The 17,797-nt window shown below is 62.9% G+C and carries 16 protein-coding genes; 9 read left to right on the top strand and 7 right to left on the bottom strand.

Translation table 11 applies throughout. The features are described from left to right. Positions 1 to 25: 25 nt before the first annotated feature. The 9 genes from M729_RS0109085 (at position 26) to M729_RS0109045 (ending at position 10,096) form a co-directional block, all read left to right on the top strand. Positions 26 to 1,279: an ABC transporter substrate-binding protein gene (locus tag M729_RS0109085; protein ID WP_013529701.1), complete on the top strand. Its 1,254-nt coding sequence runs from the start codon at positions 26 to 28 to the stop codon at positions 1,277 to 1,279. Positions 1,280 to 1,383: 104 nt separating this feature from the next. Then, positions 1,384 to 2,340: a sugar ABC transporter permease gene (locus tag M729_RS0109080; RefSeq protein ID WP_024502750.1), complete on the top strand. Its 957-nt coding sequence runs from the start codon at positions 1,384 to 1,386 to the stop codon at positions 2,338 to 2,340. Continuing rightward, positions 2,337 to 3,281: a carbohydrate ABC transporter permease gene (locus tag M729_RS0109075; RefSeq protein WP_027161386.1), complete on the top strand. Its 945-nt coding sequence runs from the start codon at positions 2,337 to 2,339 to the stop codon at positions 3,279 to 3,281. Before M729_RS0109080 ends, M729_RS0109075 begins: the two co-directional genes overlap by 4 nt. 4 nt (positions 3,282 to 3,285) lie before the next feature. Continuing rightward, on the top strand, positions 3,286 to 4,401 hold the full coding sequence (locus tag M729_RS0109070; RefSeq protein ID WP_013529698.1) for an ABC transporter ATP-binding protein: 1,116 nt from the start codon (positions 3,286 to 3,288) through the stop codon (positions 4,399 to 4,401). Between the two features lie 88 nt (positions 4,402 to 4,489). Continuing rightward, positions 4,490 to 5,992, top strand: a complete 1,503-nt coding sequence (locus tag M729_RS0109065) for a GMC family oxidoreductase (RefSeq protein WP_027161385.1) — start codon at positions 4,490 to 4,492, stop codon at positions 5,990 to 5,992. Then, positions 5,989 to 6,747 carry a 3-ketoacyl-ACP reductase gene (locus M729_RS0109060; RefSeq protein WP_013529695.1) on the top strand — a complete coding sequence of 253 codons (759 nt, stop codon included), beginning with the start codon at positions 5,989 to 5,991 and terminating at the stop codon, positions 6,745 to 6,747. The genes M729_RS0109065 and M729_RS0109060 overlap by 4 nt, the downstream gene beginning before the upstream one ends. A 12-nt stretch (positions 6,748 to 6,759) precedes the next feature. Then, positions 6,760 to 8,388: a choline dehydrogenase gene (locus tag M729_RS0109055; protein ID WP_027161384.1), complete on the top strand. Its 1,629-nt coding sequence runs from the start codon at positions 6,760 to 6,762 to the stop codon at positions 8,386 to 8,388. Between the two features lie 17 nt (positions 8,389 to 8,405). After that, positions 8,406 to 8,714: a Dabb family protein gene (locus tag M729_RS0109050; protein ID WP_013529693.1), complete on the top strand. Its 309-nt coding sequence runs from the start codon at positions 8,406 to 8,408 to the stop codon at positions 8,712 to 8,714. Positions 8,715 to 8,878: 164 nt separating this feature from the next. Further along, complete coding sequence (locus M729_RS0109045) at positions 8,879 to 10,096, top strand: MFS transporter (RefSeq protein WP_027161383.1); 1,218 nt, start codon at positions 8,879 to 8,881, stop codon at positions 10,094 to 10,096. A gap of 8 nt (positions 10,097 to 10,104) precedes the next feature. Here the strand turns inward: M729_RS0109045 and M729_RS0109040 are convergent, their stop codons facing one another. From M729_RS0109040 to M729_RS0109010, 7 genes are all read right to left on the bottom strand, one after another. Further along, entirely contained in the window at positions 10,105 to 10,950 is an 846-nt protein-coding gene (locus M729_RS0109040) for an EamA family transporter (RefSeq protein ID WP_013529691.1), read from the bottom strand. Then, on the bottom strand, positions 10,947 to 11,849 hold the full coding sequence (locus tag M729_RS0109035) for an endonuclease/exonuclease/phosphatase family protein (RefSeq protein ID WP_027161382.1): 903 nt from the start codon (positions 11,847 to 11,849) through the stop codon (positions 10,947 to 10,949). The genes M729_RS0109040 and M729_RS0109035 overlap by 4 nt, the downstream gene beginning before the upstream one ends. Before the next feature lie 166 nt (positions 11,850 to 12,015). Next, complete coding sequence (locus M729_RS0109030; RefSeq protein ID WP_027161381.1) at positions 12,016 to 13,566, bottom strand: sodium:proton antiporter; 1,551 nt, start codon at positions 13,564 to 13,566, stop codon at positions 12,016 to 12,018. Positions 13,567 to 13,828: 262 nt separating this feature from the next. Then, positions 13,829 to 14,893, bottom strand: coding sequence for an ABC transporter ATP-binding protein (locus tag M729_RS0109025; protein WP_013529688.1), 1,065 nt, complete (start codon positions 14,891 to 14,893; stop codon positions 13,829 to 13,831). 16 nt (positions 14,894 to 14,909) lie between these two features. Continuing rightward, positions 14,910 to 15,701, bottom strand: coding sequence for an ABC transporter permease (locus M729_RS0109020; protein ID WP_013529687.1), 792 nt, complete (start codon positions 15,699 to 15,701; stop codon positions 14,910 to 14,912). After that, complete coding sequence (locus M729_RS0109015; protein ID WP_224621361.1) at positions 15,698 to 16,492, bottom strand: ABC transporter permease subunit; 795 nt, start codon at positions 16,490 to 16,492, stop codon at positions 15,698 to 15,700. The genes M729_RS0109020 and M729_RS0109015 overlap by 4 nt, the downstream gene beginning before the upstream one ends. 187 nt (positions 16,493 to 16,679) lie before the next feature. Beyond that, on the bottom strand, positions 16,680 to 17,786 hold the full coding sequence (locus tag M729_RS0109010; RefSeq protein WP_027161379.1) for an ABC transporter substrate-binding protein: 1,107 nt from the start codon (positions 17,784 to 17,786) through the stop codon (positions 16,680 to 16,682). Positions 17,787 to 17,797 lie beyond the last annotated feature (11 nt).

Raw genomic sequence — 17,797 nt, 5'->3', positions numbered from 1 at the left:
TGTAATGCAACAAGGGAGGAAGTACATGTTGCGCAAACTGCTTATCGGAACGGCTCTCGCGTCGGGCCTGGCTTTCGCGGCCCACGCCGAGGACGTCAAGGAAGTCCAGATGCTGCATTGGTGGACCTCGGGCGGCGAAGCGGCTGCTCTCAACGTCCTCAAGGGTGATCTGGCCAAGGAAGGCTATGCCTGGAAGGATGTGCCGGTGGCCGGCGGCGGCGGCGATGCCGCCATGACCGCGCTGAAGGCGATGGTCGCGGCCGGCAATTATCCGACCGCCTCGCAGATGCTCGGCTACACCGTGCTCGACTATGCAGCCGCCGGCGTCATGGGCGACCTGACCGAAACGGCGAAGAAGGAAGGCTGGGACAAGTCCGTTCCGGCAGCCCTGCAGAAGTTTTCGGTCTATGACGGCAAGTGGGTCGCGGCGCCGGTCAACGTTCACTCGGTCAACTGGCTGTGGATCAACAAGGCCGTCCTGGACAAGATCGGCGGCACCGAGCCGAAGACCTTCGACGACTTCGTTGCCCTGCTCGACAAGGCCAAGGCGGCAGGCGTGATCCCGCTCGCTCTCGGCGGCCAGAACTGGCAGGAAGCCACCATGTTCGACTCCGTCGTGCTGTCGACCGGCGGACCCGAGTTCTACAAGAAGGCCTTCAACGACCTCGATGACGAGTCCCTGAAGTCCGACACGATGAAGAAGTCGTTCGACAATCTGGCCAAGCTCGTCACCTATGTCGACCCCAACTTCTCGGGCCGCGACTGGAACCTTGCCACCGCCATGGTCATCAAGGGCGATGCCCTGGTGCAGGTCATGGGCGACTGGGCGAAGGGCGAGTTCCACGCCGCCAACAAGACCCCGGGCACCGACTTCCTGTGCTATCGCTTCCCGGGCACCGACGGCTCGGTGATCTACAACTCCGACATGTTCGGCATGTTCAATGTTCCCGACGACCGCAAGGCCGCCCAGGTCGCACTGGCCACCGCCACCCTGTCGAAGAGCTTCCAGTCGGCCTTCAACGTCGTCAAGGGTTCGGTTCCGGCCCGTACCGACGTTCCGGACACCGACTTCGACGCTTGCGGCAAGAAGGGCATCGCCGACCTGAAGGCCGCCAATGAAGGCGGCACGCTGTTCGGTTCGCTGGCCCAGGGCTACGGCGCGCCGCCGGCGGTCGCCAATGCCTATAAGGATGTCGTCTCCAAATTCGTCCATGGTCAGATCAAGACCTCGGACGAAGCCGTGACCGAGCTGGTCAAGGCGATCGACGACGCCAAGTAAGCGCCACGCACCAAAAACGCCTTCCCCGCTCCGGCGGGGAAGGCCCAGATCCGCGAACATAGATCCGCGAAGCTGGTTGGCCGCGAGTCGACGGGAGGAGCCCCATGAGCACAGTAGCGACAAGCCAGATCAAGCTGACGCCGGAGCATGCGCGGCCACGCGCCTCGGTGCGCTCGCGCCTGCAAGACGCATTGCCGAAGATCGTGCTGGCGCCGAGCTTCGCCATCACCATCGTCTTCGTCTACGGCTTCATCCTGTGGACGATCTATCTGTCCTTCACCAATTCCAAGACCTTCCCGTCCTATGTCCTAACCGGCTCGCGCGCCTATCAGCGGCTGTGGGGCTGGACCTTCGACACAGACCCGCCGTCGAGCTGGTACACGTCGATCACCAATATGGGTATTTTCGGTTTCCTCTACATCGCAATCTGCCTGGCGCTCGGCCTGTTCCTGGCCATCCTGCTCGACCAGAAGATCCGCGGCGAAGGCGTGTTGAGGCCGATCTATCTCTATCCGATGGCGCTGTCCTTCATCGTCACCGGCGTCGCCTGGAAATGGTTCCTGGATCCCGGCCTCGGTCTCGAGCAGACCTTGCATCAATGGGGTTGGACGAGCTTCCATTTCGACTGGATCAAGAATAAGGATTTCGTCATCTACACGGTGGTCATTGCCGGCGTCTGGCAGGCCTCCGGCTTCATCATGGCGATGTTCCTGGCCGGCCTGCGCGGCATCGACGGCGAGATCATGAAGGCGGCGCAGATCGACGGCGCCACCACCTTCCAGCTCTATCGCCGCATCGTCATCCCGCTGCTGCGGCCGATCTTCCTGTCGGCATTCATCGTGCTCGCGCACCTCGCCATCAAGTCCTACGATCTCGTGGTCGCACTGACCAGCGGCGGGCCCGGCGGCTCGGCGTGGCTGCCGTCCAACTTCATGTATGAGTACACGTTCAAGCGCAACGAAATGGCCGTCGGCTCGGCCAGTGCGGTGATCATGCTGATGACCATCGTCGCCATCATCGTGCCCTATCTCTATTCGGAACTGCGGGAGAAGCCGCGATGAGCGCCGTCACCACTCCCGCCCGCCAGGCCTCCGGCGGCGTCAACGTCAAGACCCTCAACCGCATCGTCATCTACGGGCTGCTGGCGCTGTTTGCGCTGTTTTACCTGATGCCGCTGTTCGTCATGCTGGTGACTTCGTTCAAGACCATGGACGAGATCCAGAACGGCAACATGCTGGCGCTGCCCAAGGCGCCGACCTTCGACCCGTGGCTGAAGGCGTGGGGCGAGACCTGCGTCGGCCTCACCTGCGCCGGCATCAAGGGCTATTTCTGGAACTCCATCAAGATGGTGGTTCCGGCCGTTCTGATTTCGACCATGCTGGGCGCGCTGAACGGCTACGTTCTGACCAAATGGCGTTTTCGCGGCGCGACGCTGGTGTTCGGGCTGATGCTGTTTGCCTGCTTCATTCCGTTCCAGTCGGTGCTGTTGCCGATGGCGACCATCCTCGGCAGCCTCGGCCGCTTCGGCGTCACACTGCAGAACTCGGTCGGAACGAGCTTCGGTCTCGGCAACCCGACGGTCAACCTGGTCTTCGTCCACGTCGTCTACGGCATCGGCTTCACCACGCTGTTCTTCCGCAACTACTACGAGGCGTTTCCGACCGAACTGGTCAAGGCGGCACAGGTCGACGGCGCATCCTTCTTCCAGATCTTCCGCCGCATCATGCTGCCGAACTCGATGCCGATCTTCGTCGTTACCGTGATCTACCAGTTCACCAACATCTGGAACGACTTCCTGTTCGCCTCGGCTTACGCCGGCACCGGCGACGCGATGCCGATGACGGTGGCGCTCAACAACGTCGTCAACACGTCGACCGGCGTCGTCGAATACAACGTCAACATGGCCGCCGCGATGATCGCGGCACTGCCCACCCTTCTCGTCTATGTGCTCGCCGGCCGCTACTTCGTGCGCGGTCTCATGGCTGGCGCCGTCAAAGGATGATCTGATGGCTTTTCTGGAAATTGATGGTCTGAGAAAGCGCTTCGGCCAGGTCGAGATCCTGAAAGGGATCGATGTCGAGCTCGAGAAAGGCGGTTTCCTGGTGCTGGTCGGCCCTTCCGGCTGCGGCAAGTCCACTTTGCTCAACACCATCGCCGGCCTGGAGACGATCACCTCGGGCGAAATCCGGGTCGACGGCCGCGCCATCAACGATCTGCACCCCTCCAAGCGCGACATCGCCATGGTGTTCCAGAGCTATGCGCTCTACCCGAACATGACGGTGGCCGGAAACATCTCCTTCGGCATGGAGATGCGCGGCGTGCCGGCGGCGGAGCGCCAGAAGGCGATCGACAAGGTGGCCAAGGTGCTGCAGATCGGCCACCTCTTGCAGCGCAAGCCTAGCCAGCTTTCGGGCGGCCAGCGCCAGCGCGTCGCCATGGGCCGGGCGCTGGTGCGCGACCCCAAACTGTTCCTTTTCGACGAGCCTTTGTCCAACCTCGACGCCAAGCTGCGCGTCGACATGCGCATCGAGATCAAGCGCCTGCATGCCACCACCGGCACCACCATCGTCTACGTCACCCACGACCAGATCGAGGCGATGACGCTGGCGACCAAGATCGCCGTGATGCGCGACGGCGAGGTGCAGCAGTTCGGCACGCCGGCCGAAATCTACAACAACCCGAGCAATCTCTTCGTCGCCGACTTCATGGGCTCGCCGGCGATGAACCTGATCCCGGCGACGATCGGTACGTCAGGCAATGCGTTGTCCGTCGTGCTGCAGCGCGAGGCGCGCGAGCCGATCAACCTGCCGATGGCCAATGCGCCGGCGGGCCTGTCGGCATTCCAGGGCAAGCCGATCATCTTCGGTGTCCGTCCCGAAGCCCTGACCGATCCGGAAGGTGCCGAGCGCAACGCCTCGCACATCGCAACCGCGGACTGTCACATCGAGGTCGTCGAGCCGGCAGGTTCGGACACCTTCGCCGTCACCAATCTCGGCGGCAAGGGCGTGGTGGCGCGGCTGCGCGCCGACGCCAACATTCAGCCGGGCACCAACACGCCGCTCGCCTTCAACCTGACAAAGGCGGTGTTCTTCGATCCGGCGACCGAGACCCGTATTCGCTGATGTATGTCGCCCAAAAGTGGATCCGGTTTTGGGGCAACGACATGCATCAAAACAAAAAACTAAAGCGCGTCGGGACGCGATTTAGGCCATGAGAAATCCGGACATCGTCATCATCGGCTCCGGCATCGGCGGCGCCACGATCGCTTCCGGCCTTGCCGGCAGCGGCGCCTCGATCTTGATGCTCGAGCGCGGCGAGCCGTTGCCGGCGACGCCGCACGCGCGCGACACGCGCTCGATCTTCGTCGACGGCCATTATAGGCCGAAGGAGATGTGGCGTGAGGCCGGCGGCGCCGCCTTCAACCCCGGCAATTATTATTATGTCGGCGGCAATTCGAAGTTCTATGGCGCGGTGCTGATCCGCTACCGCAAGGAAGATTTCGCCGCCATGGAGCACTTTGGCGGGGTCTCGCCGGCATGGCCGTTCTCCTATGAGGAATTCGAGCCCTGGTATTCGAAAGCCGAACAGCTGTTTCGCGTGCGCGGTGCACTGGGCGAGGATCCGACCGAGCCGTTCCATTCGATCCCCTACGCCTACAAGCCGGTGCCCGACGAGGCGCCGATCGCCCGCGCCCGCGCCGAGCTGAAAAACCTCGGCCTGCATCCGGCCTCGCTGCCGCTCGGCGTCGACATCGACACCTGGCTGAAAGAGGGCAAGACCGGCTGGGATGCGTTTCCCAACACCGGCCAGGGCAAGGTCGACGCGCAGACAGGACCGCTGACGGCGGCCCTGAAGGACACCAACATCCGGCTCGAGACCGGCTGTTATGTCGAGTACCTGGAGGCATCGACCGACGGCAAAACCATTGCTGCCATCCACTATCGGCAGAATGGTGAGCTGAAAAAGGTCGCGCCGAAACTGGTCATCCTCTCCGCTGGCGCGGTCAATTCCGCCGTCATCCTGCTGCGATCACCGTCTCCTGATGGCAAGGGCCTTGCCAACCGCTCCGATCAGGTCGGGCGCAATTTCATGAACCACAATTCCAGCGCCATGCTGGCGATCGATCCGCGCCGCCGCAACGATGCCGTCTACCAGAAGACGCTGATGCTCAACGACTACTATCTGTCCGACGGCAAGGGCGGTAAGCCGCTGGGGAACGTCCAACTGCTCGGCAAGATCGACGGCAACATGCTGCGGGCCAATGTCAAGTACACGCCGGGATTCGCGCTCGACTTCATGGCCGGCCACGCCGTCGACTGGTACCTTATGTGCGAAGACCTGCCCGACCCGGAAAGCCGCATCATGGTCGACGGCAAGGACATCGTCATGCAGTGGCGGCGCTCCAACATGCAGTCGCTCGACGGGCTGAACAAGGTAATGCGCGAAAACTTCCGCGCCTGCGGCTATCCCATCGTGCTGTCGCGCCCCTTCGACAAGCGCACGCCGTCGCATCAATGCGGCACGATCAAGATGGGCGACGATCCGGCGACGGCGGCGCTCGACCCCTACTGCCGCTCCTTCGACCACCGGAACCTGTTCGTCGTCGACGCCGGTTTCCTGCCGAACTCGGCGGCGGTCAACCCAGCGCTGTCGATTGCAGCCCAAGCGCTGCGCGTTGCTGACCACATCCGCAAGACGGACCTCGTCGCATGACCCGCCCCGCCGCCATCGTCACCGGCGGCGCGCGCGGCATCGGCCTCGCCTGCGCCCAGGCACTGGCGGATGCCGGCTTCGATATTCTGGTCGCCGACCTTGCCGAAACAGCCGCTGACGGACTTGCCCCCGACATCGCCAAGCGTGGCGCAAAATTCGCCTATGTCAGGTGCGACATCGCGGACCTCGACACCCATACAGCACTTGTCGATGCCGCGATGCGCGCCTTCGGCCGCATCGACTGCCTGGTCAACAATGCCGGCGTCGGCGCCGTGGTGCGCGGTGACCTCTTGGACCTCAAGCCGGAGAATTTCGACCGCACGCTGGGCATCAACCTGCGCGGCACCGTCTTCCTCAGCCAGGCTGTCGCCAAGGCGATGCTGGCTGCGCCAGGCGATCAGAGATCGATCATCACCATCACCTCGGTCAGTGCTGAAATGGCGTCGCCGGAACGGCCGGACTACTGCATCTCGAAGGCCGGGCTTTCGATGTGGGTGAAGAACCTGGCGTTGCGGCTTGCGCCTGAAAACATCGGCGTCTTCGAAGTCCGGCCCGGCATCATCCGCACCGACATGACCTCAGGCGTGACCGCCAAATATGACGCCCTTATCGACGGCGGCCTGGTTCCGGCCAAACGCTGGGGCGAAGCATCGGACATCGGCGCGGTGGTGGCGACGCTCGCCGGCGGCAAGCTCGGCTTTTCGACCGGCTCGATCATCAATGTCGACGGCGCGCTCTCGGTGCCACGGCTATGAATGGATCAGGAAATGACTGACTATATCATCGTGGGCGCCGGTCCTGCCGGCTGCGTTATGGCCAACCGGCTGAGCGAAGATCCCAGCAATTCGGTCCTGCTGCTGGAAGCCGGCGGCAAGGACTGGCACCCCTACATCCACATGCCGGCGGGCTTCGCCAAGATGACCAAAGGCATTGCTTCCTGGGGTTGGTCGACCGTGCCGCAAAAGCACATGAAGGACCGCGTCTTCTGGTACACGCAGGCCAAGGTGGTCGGCGGCGGCTCGTCCATCAACGCGCAGATCTACACGCGCGGCAATGCCCGCGACTACGACGCCTGGGAGAAGGAAGAAGGCCTCGCCGGCTGGGGCTATCGCGACGTGCTGCCCTATTTCAAGCGCGCCGAAAACAACCAGCGCTACGCCAACGACTTTCATGGCGACCAGGGCCCGCTCGGCGTGTCCAACCCGATTTCGCCGCTGCCTATCTGCGAGGCCTATTTCCGTGCCGGCCAGGAGATGGGCATCCCCTTCAACCCGGACTTCAACGGCGCTGCCCAGGAAGGCGTCGGCTACTACCAGCTGACCCAGAAGGATGCCCGACGCTCCTCCGCCTCGGTCGCTTATTTGAAGCCGATCCGCAGCCGCAAGAACCTGACCCTCCGAACCGATGTGCTGGTGACGCGCATCGTCGTCGAGAACGGTCGCGCTATCGGCGTCGAGGTGGTCGACAGGCCGGGCGGCGAGAAGAAAATCCTGCGCGCCGAACGCGAGGTGATCGTCTCGTCCGGCGCCATCGGCTCGCCGAAACTCCTGATGCAGTCGGGGATCGGCCCCGCAGACCATCTGAAGTCGGTCGGCGTGACGCCGGTGCATGACCTGCCCGGCGTCGGCTCCAACATGCAGGACCATCTCGATTTGTTCGTCATCGCCGAATGCACCGGCGATCACACCTATGACAACTACGCCAAGCTGCACCGCACGGCCTGGGCCGGTCTGCAATATCTGCTGCTGAAGAAAGGCCCGGTGGCCTCCAGCCTGTTCGAGACCGGCGGCTTCTGGTACGCCGACCCGACCGCCGCCTCGCCCGACATTCAGTTCCATCTCGGCTTGGGATCCGGCATCGAGGCCGGCGTCGAGAAGCTGAACAATCCAGGTGTCACCCTGAACTCGGCCTTCCTGCGGCCGCGCTCACGCGGCACGGTGCGGCTGAAGAGTGCCGACCCGTCCGACCACCCGCTGATCGATCCGAACTACTGGTCCGATCCCTATGACCGCGCCATGTCGATCAAGGGGCTGCGACTGGCGCGCCAGATCATGCGACAGAAGGCGCTTGCCCCTTACGTGCTGCGCGAAGTGCTGCCCGGGCCGTCGCTCGCCAGCGACGACGAGCTGTTCGACTATGCCTGTCGCACCTCCAAAACCGACCATCACCCGGTTGGCACCTGCCGCATGGGCCATGACGACATGGCCGTGGTGACACCGGATCTGCGGTTGCGCGGCATCGAGGGCCTGCGCGTTTGCGACGCCTCGGTGATGCCGCGCGTGCCTTCATCCAACACCAATGCGCCGACAATAATGGTCGGTGAAAAAGGAGCCGATCTGGTCCTCGGCCGCGAGCCGCTGCCGCCGGCGGTGTTTTCCGGAAACCGGGCTGATTAGCCGCTGAGGAGCAAGACATGATCAGGCACTGTGTTTTCGCTAGATTTCGCAATGATGTCGCCGCTACCGAGCGCACGGCGGTCCATGCCGATCTCGAGGCGCTGCGACAGCTGATCGACGGCATGGACGCCGTAAAATTCAGCGCCAATGTCAGCCCGGAGCCGTTCGCACGCGGCTTCACCCATGGCTTCACCATCGACTTCCGCGATGCTGCCGCGCGCGATGCCTATCTTGTGCATGAAGCGCACCAGCGCGCCGGCGCACGCCTGGTCGCTGCCCTGGAAGGCGGCACGGACGGGCTGATGGTGTTTGATCTCGAAATCTAGACTCACCGTCAAGCCACGATCGAGTTCATCGACAGATGGCACCGGTCGCCCCTTATTGCACCTCAGCGGGCGTTCGATCAAATGAGCCGCGCGAAAAAGTGACCACCGGTCTTCCCTGAACTGGCTGATAATTCCTCACATCGATGATGGTGGAGGAGGAAGATTTGCCCCTTAATTCGCAGCAGAAGAAGACCGTCCTCGCCTCGTTCCTGGGCTGGACGCTCGATGCTTTCGATTTCTTCCTTCTGACATTCCTGCTCACCGATATCGCGACCGAATTCCACGCCGACGTGCCCGCGGTCTCCAAGGCGCTGTTCCTGACCTTGGCCACACGCTTCATCGGCGCGTTCTTCTTCGGCATGCTTGCCGACAAATACGGGCGCAAGCCGATCCTCATGCTCAACATCGTGAGCTATTCGGTGATCGGCGCGCTGGCCGCCTTCTCGCCCAATCTCGGCATCTTCCTCGCCCTGCGTGCGCTGTTCGGCATCGCCATGGGCGGCGAATGGGGGCTTGGCAGTTCGCTGGCCATGGAATCCATTCCGCCGAGCGCACGCGGCATGGTCTCCGGCATCCTGCAATGCGGCTATCCGGCCGGCTATCTGCTGGCGGCGGTGGTCTATGGCCTGCTCTATCAGCAGACGATCGGCGGCTACACGATCGGCTGGCGCGCCATGTTCCTGCTCAGCTTCGTGCCGGCGCTGATTGTGCTCTTCATCCGCTCGCATGTGCCGGAATCGCCGGCCTTCGTCGAAGCGCAGAAGACGGCTCGACCGGGCATGTGGGAAACCCTGCAGAAACACTGGGGTGTCGCGCTCTATGCCGTCGTGCTGATGATGTTCTTCAATTTCTTCAGTCATGGCACGCAGGACCTCTACCCGACCTTCCTGAAGAAGCAGCACGGCTTCGATCCGCATACGGTGAGCTGGATCACCATCATCGCCAATATCGGCGCCATCGTCGGCGGCCTGGCGTTCGGCGCGCTGTCCGAAAAGATCGGCCGCGTCAACGCCATCACGCTGGCCTGCCTGATCGCCTTGCCGTCGATCCCGCTATGGGCCTACTCGACCACGCCGTTCATGCTCGCCATCGGCGCCTTCGTCATGCAGGTCGCGGTCCAGGGCGCCTGGGGCGTCATCCCCGTGCACCTCAACGAGCTTTCGCCCGGGGCGGTGCGGGCGACCTTGCCCGGCTTTATCTATCAGGCGGGCAATCTCGCCGCGTCCTATGGCGGCCCCTATCAGGCAGGAATCGCGGAAAGCGCCGAAGGCAGCTATGGCTATGCCCTGGCGCTGTTCGCAGGCGTGGTCGCCATCTGCATCATCGTCGTCATCCGTTTCAGTCCGGAACGACGTGGCCAGCTGATGACCGTGCTCAATTAGGGTCGAAATCAGCCGAGCCTGAGCGCAACGACACCGGCGACGATGCTGAGCGCGGCGGCACCGCGCCAGCCGGTCATTTTTTCGCCGAGAGCGAAGACCGAGATCATCATGGCAAACAGGATCGAGGTTTCGCGCAGCGAGGCCACGGAGGCGATCGGCGCCTTGGTCATCGCCCACATGACGATCCAGTAGGCGGCGCCGCTGAGCACGCCCGTGAACAGCCCTGCCTTCCAGTCGCGCGCCAACACCGGCAGCGCCTTCGGCCCGCGGAAGATGAGGCACAGCACCAAGGCGCCAAAAGCATCGCAGATGAACAGCCAGGCTGCATAGCTCTGCGCGGTTGCCGCCAGCCGCGCGCCGCTGCCGTCGGACAGCGTGTAACTGGCAATGAAGATGGAAGTGCCGAGCGCAAAACCGACCGCGCGCAGATTGAGTTTTTCCAGATGTGCGCCGCCACGAAACGACATCACCAGCGTGCCGGCCGACAACAGGAAGATGCCGAGCATGGCGAACGGGCCGGGAATCTCGGCAACGACGAACATGCCGCCAAAGGCCGAGAGCAGAGGTGCGGTGCCCCGCGCCAGCGGATAGGTCTGGGCGAAATCGCCCGCCTTGTAGGCGCCGATCAGGAAGGTGCGGTAGCCCATGTGGAAAATGACGGAGGCGATGATGTAGGGCCACACCTCCGCCTTCGGCACTTCGACGAAAGGCAGCACCACGAGTGCTGCCGCGCCCATGCCGAGCGTCATCAGCGTGATCGACAGGAAGCGGTCGAGATGGACCTTGACCAGCGCGTTCCAGATCGCGTGCATGGCGGCGGCGGCAAGCACTGCGAAAAAGACGAAAAGCGTCATGTGGCAATGCCGGGCGTTTCCAGGTCGATGTCGACCCGCAACGGAAAATGATCCGACGCAACCTCGTCGATATCGGCACCGATCGAACGCACCCGCCCGGCGAACATGCCGCCGACGAAGCAATGGTCGAGCCGGCGCTTTGCCAGTCTGCCGTCGATGGTCTTCACATGGGTGTGGAAGTCCGGAACCGGCTCCCCGGCAACAGCGGCGGCATCGACGAAACCGCTGAGATAGGCGGCACCCCGATGGTAGGGCGTGCTGCCGACGATGCGGCGATATTCGGCGCTGCCCGGCTCCATGTTGAAATCGCCCATCCAGATCGCCGCCAGCGGGTTTTCCGGCTCCGCTTCGCCGCTGGTCCAGTTGCGCGTGGGCTCGTCGTCGACGCCGCTCCACGGCCCGCCGTCGGACGGTGCCCGGCGATGCTCGGCCAGGAGATAGTCGATCTGCTCCAGCCGCTCCTCGGCCGCGATATGGGCGAGATGCAGCGACAACACCCGCGCCGGCCCTGCCGGCGTGCGGATCATGCATTCAAGTGCTGCATTGCGGGTGTTGAGCGGCCGCAGCGTGCGGCGCATCGGCAGCGCATGCAGCCGCGACCAGACGATCGGCAGTTTCGACAGCACCATGGTGCCGAACTGGCGGCGCCGGTTGACCAGGCGGCCGTCATGCCGCTCGCTGGCGTCCATGTCGAAGGCCGGGCCATAGACCCAGTGATAGTCGGGCAGCAGGCTGGAAAGCAGTTCCGGCTGATCGTCGAAATTGCTGCGCTGCCAGTGACGCTCGACTTCCTGCAGTGCAATGACGTCGGCGCCGGCAACGATGCGCGCGGCGCGCGAAAGATCGTAGCGCCCGTCGCTGCCGAACCCGTACTGGATGTTGTAGCTGACCAGCTTCATTGCTTATCCGGCTCAATTTCGTGTTGGCAGTAGCGGTTCGATGCCGCGGTTGCAATGTGCAGGAGAATGGACGTGGCTTGGACCAGCCTTGCCCCTGACCGGGATCATGCACCGATCCCGAAGCACTTCGGTATCTTCCGTGCGCCGGAAAACGGCGTGCGATGCCTCAAGTATTCAGCGGCTGGAACCGGCCGGGTGGCGACGCGGCCAGTTCGGTCCAGTCGATCTCTTCCTCAAGGCGATGATAGGCTTCGTCGCCAATCGTCCCATTGCGGCGCAATTCCTCCAGCGCGTCGCGCTGGCTCTTGATCGCATAAAGACGCAAGCGGTCATACTCGGTCGCCGCCTGGGCATCGTCGGGGTTTTTGGCGATCTTGCGTTGAGCGGCATATTGCTCGCGCACCGCGGCCGCCGCGTCCGATGTCTTGCCGCTCAATATGTCGAGCGCCGCCTGCATGACCACAACACGCGCCTGCGCAACCTCGCGGTCGACCGTTTCGTCAGGGTTGAGGTTCAAAAGGCGCAGCAGCGGCTTCAGGCTCATGCCTTGTAGCACCAGCGTGCCGAGGACGACCGTGAAGGCAGCGAGCACGATCGGGTCGCGGGCCGGGAATTCAGCCGGCAGGGCGAATGCCGCCGCAAGCGTCACCAAACCGCGCATCCCGCACCAGCCGATCAGCACGCCGCCACGAAACGACGGAGCGTCACGCTGACGATCAGCCACGCCGAAACGGTCAAACCACCTGATGATCGCGCCGCACCCCAGAACCCAGACGAAGCGTGAGACGATGACGATGGCGAGCACTGTCCCGGCCAGGACGAACGCATCGGTCTGCCCCTGCCCGGCAAGCCGGCCGACGATCGTACGCGCCTGCAGGCCCATCAGCACGAAAGCCAGAACATTGAGCACGAAGACCGCCGTTTCCCAGACGGAATAAGAGCTGATGCGGTTTCTGGCCGGCATGCGGCGCGGCGCGGTGCGGGCGATCGTCATGGCATAGACGACTATGGTGATGATGGCCGACAGTCCGATCCTGTCGGCCAGGATCCAGACCCCGAACGTGCCGGCAAATTGCACCACAGTGCCGCTCGCCGGGTCCTCGATCCGGCCCAGCGTCATCAGAGACAACCGGCCAAGCAGATAGCCGGCCGCAAGACTGCCGAGCGTGGACAGCAGGATCATCGGAACGGCGCTGCTCAGCAGAATGGAGCCTGCTGCCGCAGAAATCGCCATTCGGTAAATCAGCAGCGCGGTGGCGTCGTTAAGCAGGCTCTCGCCTTGCAGAATGGCAGTGATGCGATGCGGCACCTTGAACTGGCCAAGCACGGCCGATGCCGCAACCGCATCGGGCGGCGCCACGATGGCGCCAAGCGCTATGGCCGCGGCAATCGGCAGACCTGCCATCGCCCAGCCGGCCAGCGCCACCGTCGCTGTCGTGAAAAGGACGGCACCAAGCGCCAGCAGCACAAGCGGTACCTTGTAGCGGTTGAGATCGCGCAGCGACGTGTCATAGGCGGCGTCGAGCAGCACCGGCGCGATGAACAGGGCAAGCGCCAGTTCCGGGTCGATCTCGATGGTCGGCACGCCAGGCACGAAGGCGATGGCCACCCCTGCCAGCGCCAGCAAAGAGGGATAAGGAACCTGCACGCGCCGCGACAGCGCCGTCAGCGCAACGGCGATCAACAGCAGAACGAGTGTCAGTTCGAAAAGAACCATGGCCTCTTATAGCCGGGAAGCGAGATTCTGGCAGCGGCAAAGCGGCTGGAAATTGTTGATTGCCCGGCAAGCTCGAGCCGGCAGAAAATACCTCGAATTGCTTCCTGACAAATCGCCGTCCACACCGACATTGAAATCATCTGATATGGGGCGCGCTTAAACGCGGACTTCCCTGCACTGCAGCCCATGCCACGCGGGCGGAAGCATCCTTCCCCCTTCGCTAACCGGGATACAGCCATTCATTCCAAACAAGCGCAGCAGCCTAGTGCAGCACGAGCATATCGCTCGAAGAAAACGAGATCTCGGCCTTCTCACCAACTGCGGGGGGCGGCGTTGCCGGGCTGTTGAACGTGTCGAGCGAGACCGTGTTGCCGCCGATGCCGACACGAACCCGGATGACCGATCCGAGGAAATGCACTTCGGAGATTTCTCCGGATAGGCTGGAGTCACGGCCAGGCTGGCGGCCCAGCGAAATAGCTTCCGGACGCAGCGCCAGGGACAGCGTGTCGCCCGACTTGGAACCGTTGAGCTTGCCCTTGAGCGAGACCTGTTCGGAATTGACCCGCACCGTGCCCGCGGCGGCATCGGTGACGGTGCCTTCCAGCACATTCAGCGTGCCGACGAAATTGGCGACGAATTTGGTTGCCGGCCGATTGTAGATCTCGAATGGCGTGCCGACCTGCTCGGCCTTGCCGCCATACATGACGGCGATGCGGTCCGAGATCGACAGCGCTTCTTCCTGGTCGTGCGTGACGAAGATGGTGGTGATGCCGAGCTTCTTCTGGATCGACCGGATTTCCTCGCGCAGCGACACGCGCACCTTGGCGTCTAGCGCCGACAGCGGCTCGTCGAGCAGCAGCAGCTTTGGCTTCGGCGCGATGGCGCGGGCTAGCGCGATGCGCTGCTGCTGGCCGCCCGAGAGCTGGTAGGGATAGCGATCCGCCATCTGCGGCAGCTTGATGATGCCGAGCATCTCGGCGACGCGGGCATCGATGTCCGCCCTCGGCATGCCAGCGACCTTCAAGCCGAAGCCGATATTCTGCGCCACGGTCAGGTTCGGGAACAGCGCATAGGCCTGGAACACCATGCCGACATTGCGCTGGTTGGGCTTCAGTCTCGTAATGTCCTTGCCGCTGACGACGATCGTGCCCGCGCTCGGCTCCTCGAAACCGGCAACCATGCGCAACACCGTCGTCTTGCCGCAGCCGGATGGCCCGAGGAAGGAGACGAATTCGCCGCGCTCTACGTCGAGATTGAAATCCTCCACCACCGTGGTGGCGCCGAAAGATTTTCGAACGTGCTGGATGGAGAGGAATGGGTCGGCCATGGCGTGGTTCTCTCGATCAATTTGGGCGGTTCGCCGATTTCGGCGCGAAGCGGGACAGGATCTGGATCAGCGACATGCAGCCCCAGGTGATGGCGAAGGCGATCACTGCAAGGGCTGCGGGCTCGTATGCACGGTTGGCGCCGATGTTCTGCAGATACGGGCCGAAAGCCGGACGGCTGAGCAGGCTGGCCATTGTAAACTCGCCAATGACGATGGCGAAAGTCAGGAATGCGCCGGACAACACCGCGATCAGCACATTGGGCAGGATGACGCGGGTGATGATGGTGCCCCAGCCCGCACCCAGAATTTGCGCGGCTTCGGTCAGCGTACGCACATCGATGGTGCGCAGACCGGTGTCAACGGCCCGATACATGTAAGGCAGAGACAGCGTCGTATAGCCAATGACAAGCAACGCGTTCGCACCCCAATTGCTTGCCAAGAATGGCAGCGGCGAGTTCGAGCCGTACATCCTGATATAGCCGAAGACGATGACGATTGCCGGAATGACCAGCGGCAAAAGGGTGATGAATTCGACGATTGGCCTGAGCTGAGGCAGACGCAGCCGGATCCAGTATGCCGCCGGCACCACGATCAGCACCCCCAGGATAATGGTGCAGAGCGCAGCGATGACTGAAAAGAGGAAAGTTGACTGGAAGCGCGCGTCTCCCAGCACGACTTGATAGGCGTCGAAGGAGTGGACGCCGCGCCGCATGCGCAGCGAGAACTCGACCGTCGCCATCAACGGAATAAAGAAATAGGCAGCCCCGACAACAAAGACGACCCAGGCCCAGAACTTACCCGACTTCATTTGAGCCACCTTTCGGACCGAGTCCGAAACCAGATGTAGAAGACATTCGCAAGCCCGGTGATGACGATCATGCCAAAGGCTATGGCATAAGCGAGTTGCGGGTTGTGCAGCACGTCGCCATTCATCTGCGAGTAGAGCTTGATCGGAACGATATTAAGCGTCGGACCGGCAAACGCATAAGCGGTGGCGATGGCGCCGAAGGCGTTCGCAAACAACAGGATGACCGTACCGAGAAAACTCGGCCATATCACAGGGATGACAACCATGCGCCAGTACTGCGCCTGCGTGGCACCGAGCGTGGCCGCAGCCTCGCCCCACTCCTTCTTCAAGCCGTCGATGGCTGGCACGATGATGACCACCATCAGGGGAATCTGAAAGAACAGATAGACCGCGATCAGGCCGGTTGTGGTGAGAAAATTGAAGCCCATCGCGTAAATGTTGATGTTGAGCACGTCACGCAGAAGCGTCGTGACGATACCGACACGGCCGAGCGTAGCCAGGAACGCGAAGGCGAGCGGCAAGCCGGCAAAATTCGAGGCGACGCCCGAAAACGTCAGGGTCGCGGAGCGCGTCCAGCTTGGCAGTCCGCCGCGCACGATCGCGATCGCGATGGCGAGCCCGGCAAACGCCCCGATGATGGCCGACCAGAAACTGATCTTGATCGAAGACCAGTAGGAATTGCTGATCGACGGATCGCTGACCAGCTGCAGAATATTGTCGAGCGTGAACCCGCCTTCACCGTTCCGGAAGGCTCCCACGACGAGATAGAGCGTGGGCAGGATCAAGAACATTAGGGCAAAGATGAAGAACGGCGCCACGCCTATCCATTGCGTCGGCAAGCGGAAGGCGGTCGCCTCCTTCGGCGGCACCGGCTTGGTGGCGAATGCCTGATTTGAAAGCGAGAGATCGGTCATGCGCCGGCTACCGTCTTCGAGGAAGGACCGGGCGGCCTCGCGGCCGCCCGGTGGATTTCAAGTCTTACTTGACGTTGGCGCCGACAGTGGCGTCCCAGTTCTTGCTGATAGCTTCCTTGGCCTTAGCCTGCTCGTCGAGCGACGGGAACGCGGCCGAGGCATAGGATTCCGCCGGCGGCAGCTTGGCCAGCACGTCCGCCGGGATCTTGCCGTTCTTGGCGAGATCGTTGAAGCGGATCGGGTGGCAATAGCCCTTCAGCCAGCCGATCTGGCCTTCGTCGGAGTAGAGGTATTCCATCCACAGCTTGGCTGCATTCGGATGCGGCGCGTAGGCGCTGATCGCCTGCACGTAGACGCCGGCGACGACGCCGGTCTTCGGCACGATGACGTCGACGGGCGGGTTGCCCTTCAGCGTGTCGCGGCCGGCGAGCGCGTTGTAGTCCCAGTTGATCAGGACCGGGGTCTGACCCTGGGCAAGCGTTGCCGGCTTGCCTACGACCGGAACGAAATTGCCGGCGGCGTTGAGCTTCTTGAAGAAGTCTAGGCCAGCAGTGCCGGCAGCTTCACCGGCTGCGGCGCCACCGGAAAGGCCGGCGGCGTAGACAGCCTGGATGGCCTGGTTTGAAACGCGCGGATCGCCGGCAAGAGCGACCGCGTTGGCGAATTCCGGCTTCAAGAGGTCGGCCCAGTCGGTGGGCGACTCCTTGATCAGGTCCTTGTTCACCATGAACGACAGAACGCCGTAATAGTCGCCGTACCAGAAGCCGTCGGCATCCTTGGCGCTGTCGGGGATCGAGTCCCAGGTCGACACCTTGTAAGGCTGGATCAGGCCATCGGCCTTGGCGGTCGGGCCGAAGGACAGGCCGACGTCGATGACGTCGGGCGCCTGCGGGCCCTTGTTGTCCTTGTTGGCCTTGATCGCCTCGACCTCGTCGCCGGAGCCGGCGTCGGGGTTGAGTTCGTTGACGGTGATTTCCGGATACTTCGCCTTGAAACCTGCGATGACATCGCCATAGCCGCACCAGTCATGCGGCAGCGCGATGGTGGTGAGCTGGCCTTCCGCCTTGGCAGCCTTGACGAGATCGTCCAGCGAATCCGCGGACGAAATCACCGTCGACGCGAAAAGCGCCGCGGCCGAAAGGGAAAGCACTTTCCCCGTGAACTTGAACATGTGTTCTCTCC

The sequence above is a fragment of the Mesorhizobium sp. WSM1293 genome, from assembly GCF_000513875.1.
GTDB lineage: Bacteria > Pseudomonadota > Alphaproteobacteria > Rhizobiales > Rhizobiaceae > Mesorhizobium > Mesorhizobium ciceri.
The sequence above is the reverse complement of the archived record's forward strand: the minus strand, read 5'-3'. Positions and strand labels throughout refer to the sequence as shown.